This is a genomic window from Coleofasciculus sp. B1-GNL1-01, from assembly GCF_040220235.1.
Taxonomy (GTDB): domain Bacteria; phylum Cyanobacteriota; class Cyanobacteriia; order Cyanobacteriales; family Coleofasciculaceae; genus Coleofasciculus.
The window spans coordinates 64,200-73,808 of sequence record NZ_JAVJTO010000123.1; the positions used below are offsets into that span (position 1 = coordinate 64,200).

At 45.7% G+C, this 9,609-nt stretch carries 7 protein-coding genes; 3 read left to right on the top strand and 4 right to left on the bottom strand.

The genetic code is table 11. The annotated features are described in order from the left end of the window. Both RID53_RS29955 and RID53_RS29960 read left to right on the top strand, forming a co-directional pair. Positions 1–228: a hypothetical protein gene (locus RID53_RS29955; RefSeq protein WP_446391566.1), complete on the top strand. Its 228-nt coding sequence runs from the start codon at positions 1–3 to the stop codon at positions 226–228. Positions 229–1,388: 1,160 nt separating this feature from the next. Then, positions 1,389–4,013 carry a CHAT domain-containing protein gene (locus RID53_RS29960; protein ID WP_446391567.1) on the top strand — a complete coding sequence of 875 codons (2,625 nt, stop codon included), beginning with the start codon at positions 1,389–1,391 and terminating at the stop codon, positions 4,011–4,013. 70 nt (positions 4,014–4,083) lie between these two features. Here RID53_RS29960 and RID53_RS29965 read toward each other — a convergent pair whose 3' ends face one another. The 4 genes from RID53_RS29965 to RID53_RS29980 form a co-directional block, all read right to left on the bottom strand. Then, the gene (locus RID53_RS29965) at positions 4,084–4,878 is read right to left on the bottom strand and encodes a DUF928 domain-containing protein (protein ID WP_446391568.1); all 795 of its coding nucleotides are present in this window, start codon (positions 4,876–4,878) and stop codon (positions 4,084–4,086) included. 494 nt (positions 4,879–5,372) lie between these two features. Beyond that, entirely contained in the window at positions 5,373–7,277 is a 1,905-nt protein-coding gene (locus tag RID53_RS29970; protein ID WP_446391569.1) for a CHASE2 domain-containing protein, read from the bottom strand. Between the two features lie 96 nt (positions 7,278–7,373). Further along, positions 7,374–8,045, bottom strand: a complete 672-nt coding sequence (locus tag RID53_RS29975; protein WP_446391570.1) for a response regulator transcription factor — start codon at positions 8,043–8,045, stop codon at positions 7,374–7,376. Continuing rightward, a complete protein-coding gene (locus tag RID53_RS29980; protein ID WP_446391571.1) occupies positions 7,996–8,913 on the bottom strand; it encodes a hypothetical protein in 918 nt (305 codons plus the stop codon). The genes RID53_RS29975 and RID53_RS29980 overlap by 50 nt, the downstream gene beginning before the upstream one ends. 589 nt (positions 8,914–9,502) lie before the next feature. On the opposite strand from RID53_RS29980, the gene RID53_RS29985 reads away from it, so the two are divergent. After that, positions 9,503–9,609, top strand: a 107-nt coding sequence (locus tag RID53_RS29985; protein ID WP_446390285.1) for a DUF4277 domain-containing protein, incomplete at its 3' end; no start/stop codon positions are given.

The following is a 9,609-nucleotide window of genomic DNA, read 5'->3' on the forward strand; positions in this document are numbered from 1 at the left end:
ATGTCTCCTGAGATTAGTAATGAATTAAGCCATCGGGTTTTGATGTTTATCAGACGCACGTCGGGGTTTGGACAGATGTTGGTGATTGGGCGCACGTCGGGGAAAGGGCGCACGTCGGGGAAAGGGCGCACGTCGGTGCGCCCCTACGAATCTGGCAAAAGCGGGATGCTACGTCTGAATTCAAACCTAATCGTAAATTTGGTATCAAATATGACAAAATGCCCCTGAATAATATCTTGGCAAACCCCAAGACTTGATCCCAATTATGCCAGTAAAGTTGATGGTTTTCTAGCCTTATTTTCCAACAATACCAGAACGCGACGGAACCTGTGATGCAGTTAAGTGCAAGCTGGATTGCCGAATTCTGACAAGTGGGTTGCACAATTCAGCCAGGGGTATTGCCGAAAACTGCATGGCGACAGGAAGACACCTGTTCCAGTTGTTGTCGGAAATGTCTGGAACAATCGGGAAGGGTATCTATCGATAACCTCTCGACAAAAGCCGCCCTGGGTTATTCAAGGGGTTTTTGTAGCTTGTGTTACTGTTTTGCTCTTTCTCGTTTCCAGCATCCCTCTAGGAAATGCTCTTGAAGAGTGGTTATTATTAAGAGGCGAAGTCTCCCTGAGCTCATTCCCTTCTCAAAACTGGGAATGAAGTAAACGAGGCAAAAAGCAAGTGTTAGTAACAAAAATTAATTTAATTGGAGAACAAGCGGAAACCGATTAGAATTACAGTTAATCCGACGGTCACTAACTTGGACGCCGGGAAATCAATTTCCGGCTGAAAGCTAAAGTAAGCTAAAGCTTACTAAATTAAAGGCGTTGAACCCGTTTCAACGGGTTTGAGCTTTTAGCCCGAACTTGAGTTCAGGGCTTCTTGCGTGTTTGTCGTGAGTGTTTCAACTTGGACGCCGGGAAATCAATTTCCGGAACCAACGCTAAAGTAAGCTAAAGCTTACTAAATTAAAGGCTTTGAACTCGTTTCAACGGGTTTAAGCTTTTAGCCCGAACTTGAGTTCTGGGCTTCTTGCGTGTTTGTCGTGAGTGTTTCAACTTGGACGCCAGGAAATCAATTTCCGGCTGAAAGCTAAAGTAAGCTAAAGCTTACTGGATTAAAGGCTTTGAACCCGTTTCAACGGGTTTAAGCTTTTAGCCCGAACTTGAGTTCAGGGCTTCTTGCGTGTTTGTCGTGAGTGTTTCAACTCGGACGCCGGGAAATCAATTTCCGGCTGAAAGCTAAAGTAAGAATCGAGCTTACTAGACTAAAGGCTTTGAACCCGTTTCAACGGGTTTAAGCTTTTAGCCTGAACTTTAGTTCAAGGCTTTTCAAGTGTTTGTCATGAGTGTTTCAACGTTTATGGCGCTAAAGCGCAACTACGAACGAACGAAATGAAAAGCCAACACCGCCGATTCCGAATTCGCCCCTTTCTCCTGATTCTATTCCTGTGTAGTCTCACTTTCAGTTTGAGTCTAAGTCAGGTTTCCTTAACCCTTACCCCCCTCAAACTTAGCCCCATCGCCACCGCCCAAACACTGAATCCCGATCAACTCGTGGAACAAGGTATCCAACGCTACAAAAACGGTGATATTTACGACGCCATCGAACCTTGGCAAACCGCCTTAACCCACTACCAAGACACCAACAAAAGAGCCAGCGCCGCCATAGTTCAAGAAAACCTCGCCCGCGCCTATCAACACCTCAAGCAAAGCGAAAAAGCCCTCACCTATTGGGAAAATGCGATCGCCTATTATCGCCAAATCGCTGATACCCCCCAAGTAGCAAGGCTTCTCGTCGAAAAGGCACAAACCTATACTAATATAGGACAACCCAGAACCGCGATCGCACTCTTATGTAATCCCTCCCCGAACGACTGTACCCCCGATAGCGCCCTCGCCCTTGCCCGTACCACCCAAGACAAACCCACCGAAGCCGCCGCCTTGGGAAGTTTAGGTGAAGCCTTGCGGCTGCGAGGCGACTACAAAAGCGCCCTCACCCATCTGCAAGCCAGCTTAGATTTGGCAACAGAAATGGGTAATATCGCCTATCAAACCTCAACCCTAACTCATCTAGGCAATACCTACCTTAGCCTTGCCAACATCCATTATCGCCGCGCCAACTCTGCAACCATTCGCGGCGATACCATCGAAGCCGATAAACTCAAAAAACAAGCATTAACCTACGACACCGAAGCCCTCACCGTCTTTCAAACCAGCCTCAACCTCGCCCAAACCCACAACGATCGCCTAGGACAACTGAGATCGCTCCTCAATACCATTACTCCAGAATACCGCACCCAGTCTACCCGCCACGCCCTCAAACAAGCCCTCTCCCTCCTAGAAACCTTACCCGATTCCCGTGATCAAGTCTATGGGGCGATTGACTTAGCCCACTTCCTCAGTCAAGGAAACACAAAGGCGACAACCCAATGTGTCACCCCAGAATCCCCCAGCCAAACCCTACACCTCCTGCAACAAGCCGTCGCCATCGCCCAACGCCTCCAAGACAATCGCGCCCAATCCTTTGCCCTAGGGGAACTCGGTCATTTCTACGAATGTCAGCAAGACTACTCCCAAGCCCTCAACTTCACCCAACAAGCCCGATTAGCCGCCGACCAAGACCTGCTAGCTAAAGATAGCCTCTATCTGTGGGAATGGCAAGCCGCACGCCTGTATAATGCCCAAGGAAACCCAACTCAGGCGATTGACACATACAACCGCGCGATCGCAACCTTAGAAAGTATCCGAGGTGATATTCTCCTCGCCAATCGCGACATCCAATTCGACTTTCGTGATACCGTTGACCCCCTTTACCGACAACTCATCGAACTCAGATTAGAACGCGCCTCCCTCTCCTCAACTCCAACGTCTGAGAAAACCAAAACCCTCACCTCTGTTCTCAACACCGTTGACTCCCTCAAATTAGCCGAACTTCAAGACTATTTTGGCGGCGATTGTGTCTTAACCGCCTTCAACCAAGAACGAGTAGATTTAGTCGGAGAAAACACCGCCACTGCCGTCTTTAGTTCCATCATTTTACCAGACCGCACCGCAATTATCGCCAGTTTTCCCAACGGTGAAAAACGACTCACCTGGATAAACATTGACCGCGAAACCCTCAGACAAGAAATCAACACCTTCCGTCGCGGACTCGAAAGCTTTTTTAGAACCTATAACCCCCAACCCGCCCAGAAACTTTACGACTGGATTATTCGCCCCTTCGCCGCCGATTTAGACCAAGCCAACATCAAAACCTTAGTCTTCATTCAAGATGGTATCCTACGCAGTATCCCCATGGCAGCCCTCCACGATGGCGAGAACTTTCTAGTGCAAAAGTATGCCATTGCTACCACACCAACCTTAACCCTAACTGACCCCAAAACCCTCAACCGCGAAGACCTGCTAGCATTAGCTTTAGGATTAACCCAACCCGCGATTATCGAGGGTCGCGAATTTCCCCCTTTACCGAATGTTTCCTGGGAAATTAATCAGGTCAAAACCCTACTCCCTGGAAGCCAAGGATTACTGGATGAAGACTTCACCTCAACTCGCCTACAACAGGAATTAAACCAAACCGTTTACCCCATTCTTCATATTGCCACCCACGGCGAATTTGGTGGTGATCCAGAAAACACATTTATTGTCACAGGAAACAATGAAAAACTCACGATTACTGAGTTGGATAGAAAGCTACGGACGGTTTCAAAACGTTCTGACCCCGTAGAACTCCTCACCTTAACCGCTTGCCAAACCGCTGCTGGAGATGACCGCGCCGCCTTGGGTTTAGCGGGTGTCGCGGTGCAAGCGGGTGCTAGAAGTGCTTTAGCTTCCCTTTGGTTTATTGATGATGCTACAACTGCCCAAATTGCCACGGATTTTTATGCTAATTTACGCGATTCTAGGATTAGTAAAGCCGAAGCACTTCGCATGGCTCAAGCCTCATTAATTGAAGCCGGAGGAAAAACCGCTCACCCCGCTTATTGGGCAGCATTTATTATGATTGGTAATTGGTTGTAAGGTATGCACAAACGCTATATCTATATACAGGGGAAGGGTACGGCAATGCCGTACCCCTACAGGTAGGTTATCACCTATCTAATACCTCAACAATTTGTGTCAATCGCTGACCCTGTTCACTGCCATTTTCTGCTGCTTGTAAGTTTTCTAACTCAGCTAAATCCTTGAGTAAATCTTCAAGTAAAATACTTGCCTCATTTCCTGATGCTAAAACTTCCGCTAATGCATCATACCATAACCCTGCCTCTGCATATCGCTTCGCTCTTTCTAGGGGATCAAGACTATCAGAAAATGTCCCTGGCGTCTGGACAACATCAATATCCGCCCCCGCTACTAAAGCGCTAGAGGGGGAGTTGGGGTTACACAGAAGCACAACTCTCCAACCATATCTTTGTCCAATTGATAAACCCGGTTTATCCTTTGGTAACGATAATGTCATGATTCCCGGAGAACTTTGTAGCGGAATTTCCTGGATTACGTTACGACTCCCATTTGACCCATATTCATAGAGTTGAAAGATTATCTCATAAGATTGAGTATCCGGGACAAACCAAGCGAAGGTAGGGTGAGTGGAAGCCGTTTGTCCCACATGGCTTTGAGGGGCGAGGGCTGTTAAACTAATTTTTGCATCACCCGTACAACCGCCTCGTCTACCTTCTGAACCATCGCCAAAGGGCGACAGCAAATCATCAGGAGGTTGGTATAGTCTTGTTCCCGTTGAACCTGTATGAGCTGGATCAGGTGCGCCCTCTCCGTTTTTATCATCAGCTAAAGCGACACCACCTATTACCAAAGATAAACTGAGAACAGCACCGATTACGAGTTTACCATTAAATTGTTTTGTTAGCCGCCATAAAAGTTGCATAATTGTCTTAGTTATTTAACGCTTTATTTACAGCCTACAACCCAGGACTTGTGCATCTGATGCCTATAAGTGTAAACCTAATGACAGAATTGGGATGGTTTGCTCACAAGTTCCCGTTATTGTCCTGGCTGAAAACTACATAGCCTGTCCTGTCCTAAAGATTACCCAAAATTGCAATTCTTTAAACCCTATTGTTTCAGGCATTTTTTTCAGAGTGTTTGACCGGACAGGATAAGCTACACGGCTGTTTCAGACGTAGCAGGCTACGTCTAAAACAACGTTACCCCAATCTAGGATAATCTTATCGATAAAAGTTCAGGAAATGTTCAGGAAAGTTCAGGAAAGTTCAGGAAAAGTTGACAGCTAATATTAAGTTGCGTTAAATAAATAGGGCTAAAACCTTTATCAATGACCTTTTTTAAATTATTTTGACGAATAACCCTCAACAGGTTATGTATCTTTGTTGAAACTCAAAGGGTATGACTTCCTCAACATTACCAGAACCACGCTTTTGCCACAGACCAAGTTAATTCACAAACGGTTCCTTTGGGAGAATTAGGAAACCGCCGAAACGTTCCTCGCAGTTGTCGAGCCAGATTTTTTGCCTGCTGCGTTCCCCGACCTCGATATTGATCTAAGTTATCAGATAATGCGTCTAAACCTACCCCATTATCGATAATGCGAATAACATTCTTACCGTTTTCTTGAGTACAAATTACACTCAGACGAGTCACCCCAACAGCGTATTTCCCTACATTACACAACGCCTCTTCTAGAAATCGACACAACCCCCGCTTTTGGTCGAGGCTTAGATATCGACTTTCTAGAGGTTCAAATTTATTAATTTGAAGTTTAATGGTTTTAAAGCAAGGAAAATCACGAGTTATCGTATTATCGTAAACTTGATAGAGTATTTCATGAATTGGCGTCTGTAAATCTAATTCTAAATTACCGCCCAGATAAATATGTTCCCCTTGGGTTAACGTTTCTCGACGAACGGATTCATAGACTGTGCGAATCTCTTGGTTCAACTGTTTAAGTTCAGACAACAACAGTTCAGAATATAAATGGTTTTCTTGAGCCGTGCTTAAAATCCTTGCCAGTCTTTGCAACGGTCCATTGTGGATGGTATCAAATGTATGGTCAATAATAAATTGCCGCTCTTGCAGCCGTAACCGCAAATCCTGTTGATGTCGATAAAATAACCCAGCGGTGAGTCCAGCACCATTAAAAACAAGAGGAAGAATTGCCGGAATAAGGGGAATCCACCACCCTAAAATCAACCCGAAATAACAAATACCGATTAATCCCACACTAGCCATCCCCAATCCCATCAGAATCTTGAAAGGGGATTGAAATAGCCGACCCAGACTAATACCTAAAAACCCCCAGGCAAAAATCCACAAATATTCCCATCCATCTGACCAAACCTGCAAAAGGGGACGCCCATCCAGAACAGCACTAATAATTTGACTCACCGCATGAGCTTGAATTTCCGCCCCATAAACCAGTTTGGGGTTAACACCCGTAATCGCCGCCGAATTTACGATATCCTTGACACTAGCAGCCGTTATCCCAACTAAGACAATGCGATCGCGAATCCAGTTGGGATCAACATGTCCACTTTTGATATCATTAAGTGAGATCACTCTAAACGGTTCTCGACCACCGCGAAAATTGAGCAAAATCTGATTTCCGCCAGCATCGGCTCTCACATATCCCCCAGAATTGGGTTGAAACCGAGTCAGTTCAGTGGAACCAAACCGGATAGCATTGGGGTCATGAATTCCCTGTTCTAGGGGAATTCCTTGACTAGATAAATAGGTTTGAGCCAGACGTAGCGTCAGAGACAATTTACGCTCTCCCTGGGGAGTAGAAATGCGAAGCAGGCTGCGTCTGAGATACCCATCTCTATCCAGAACCGCATCAGCAAATCCAGCTTGATCAGGGGGCAAATCGGGTGGTGGACTAACAGTAAACCCCTCGCGATCGCGCAACGCTTTCTCAATCGCAATTAAGTTTTTGCTCTCTCTAAATACTTCAACCAATTTAGCATGACCGGGCTCAACGGGTAAGTCTCTAAAGATATCAAGACCAATGACATTCGGCTGATAATTCTGCAATAGTCTCAGGAGTTCAGCAATATCTTGATCAGGAATAGGATACGTTCCTATCTGCTGGATATCTCCTTCATCAATCCCAACAATCACAATTCGTTCATCCATAGGTTCAGCTGGACGCAGCCGCAGAAAATTATCCAGCACCACCCATTCCAAAAATTGTAGCGAACCCGTCAGACGAGCCAGCATGACCAGTCCAATAATAATCAATCCTGGCAAAGCCCCAACCCGCCAGATGGCAAGTTCCGCTTGAATGTTTCGCCAAAGGTTACGCTGCACAAGGAACAGGGAATAGGGAATTAGGGAGCATGTAGAGACGCGCCATGGCGCGTCTGGGGAGCAAATGACTAATGACTAATAACCAATGACCAATAACTAATCAATTAAACCCTCCTCCTTAGCACGCATTTGGGTTTGAATCCGAATATTTTTCCCCGGTTCCGGATAAACGCCCAAAGCGTCTTGAACCTTCGTCCAATAATGACGCACAGTTCGTTCAGCAATATTCATCTGCTGAGCGATCGCTTTATCTTGTAATCCTTCTTGAAAGGCGAGGGTCAACAGTTCCAACCATTCCGGCTTAACTTCCAACCCCGTTCGCATCTCTCTGGGCGTGTAAACCACTCCCTGAAGCGCCCAATCAACCTTAGTTAACATTTCCTGGAGGGGCAGACTTTTGTCTACAATCGTAAAACCCCCTTCATGAGTCGAGATCGCAGGTTTGAGACGCACCAGTGAGCGGACATGAGCGCTTTGAACTACAATATTCAAGGTGGGATACTGCTCCATCAACGTTCTCACCAGTTGAATCCCTGTCTCCGTTCGCGCCATGTCTCCAGGTTGCTCTGGAATAGAAAGATCCAGAATCGCCAAATCAGGTTGAGCGCCCTCCACTTGTTGTTGAGCGCCTCGTGCGGTTTGAGCGGTGATCACATCGGCTTCTGGGTACTGCTTTGTCAGCATATTCACAGTTCCATCCAAGACAGCTTCGTGATCATCAACCACGAGAATTTTTGACTTGACTAGCTTTGGTGATTTTAGACTCATATTCAAATCCATCGCAGTCTAGGGTTAATTTTGGGAGCTGAGGTTGGGGTGATTGCCAACGGAAGTGCCACGTTACCATCAACTCCTTTCTCTTATAAAAGCACTGTCCGCCGGTGACAAAGTGAAAAGCTTCCTTAAGATAGTCCAAATCTTTGAGACTTGATGGACAGACCACTGTTGATTCATTAGGATAAGAGAGTTGAACTCTAATATCACCGAACTTCCCCTGTTTCTGTAAGCGGACATGAATCGATAGTTGAGTGAACACCTCTGAGGGAAGCATACCAATTTTTTCAGTCTGGCATTGTTGAAACCCTCTGAGTACGCCTTTGGTGTCGGTGTCGTTGCTCCAACGGGATGTACCTCCTTGAGATAACGTAATTCGCAGTAACTCATCTAAGGCGATTAAAATCACTCGAGAGCACTCAGGAGACTCATCCTGCCAATCCCCCGGCAGTTCCATCTGAATGTTAAGGTGAGGATTGTAAGTTTGCCACAGTTCGAGCAAGTACTGTACAGCTAGGGGTAAACTTTCCTCAACAAAAGGAGGCGATAGGCGATCGCTCAATTGTCCCAGAGAATGATGGAACTTTTCAATCCCCTTTAACCAGTCTCGGACATGCTCCAAAGAAATCTCATGACTATCTCCCAGCCATAACTCTAAGCTGCGACGCATCGCCAATGACTCTTGCAACAACCCATTACGAATTCGCTCAGTTTCGCAATACAGTTGAAACCCTCGCCTGCGTTCCCACCATCGCAAAGCTCGTCGCGCCCTAGAGTAGGATAGGAATAGTCCCACACAGATGAGTACACCAGCAATCGAAACTACGCTCTCTAAAACAATAAAATAGGAAACATTAACCATTTGGGGATCATCAATTTGCTTGGATTAGTGGATTCAGACCCGAGTAGAGAGAACGCAGCACTGACTCCTCGCGTAAGCGGGATAGCAGGAACAAGAAGACGAAAAGCTTCACCTAATTGTATGCCAGTACGGTTAGCTGTACTTTTTGGCTTACAGCACATTGCTTAAGGCTTACAGCAGTTTTCAAGTTAGTAGACTACAGACGATGATTGCGCCCAAAAACCAACCGATACAATTTTCTATTCCATAAACGTGAAAAGCGCTGTAAAAGCGTTTCAAGTCCATACTAGAAGTCTTAAAGCAGTCGCCCATTACCGAAATTTACCAAATTGCTTGCCGTTTTTGGATTCATCTATGACACAATCCTGCCAATCCGTTTGCCGAAAACTGCAAAAAACACCATTTCGAGTGAAGAGGATTTAACCGCTCAGTATTTTCCTTCAAACCCACACTCCGCACTTCAAAATGTAACATGACAGGTTACAGACACGTCTCCGAGAACACTAAGCATAAATACTCACTTTACTGAGGATTGATACCTTGAGATAATTAGCTAGTTAGCTGTAACTATTTAAAAGAGAGATTAACCTTGTCTAAATCAACAATAGAAGTCAAAAACCTAGACCATTTGGGGATTATAGCTGGATTAATTGATGAAATAGGAATAGTGGATATCATTAATGAAAAATTAGAAAT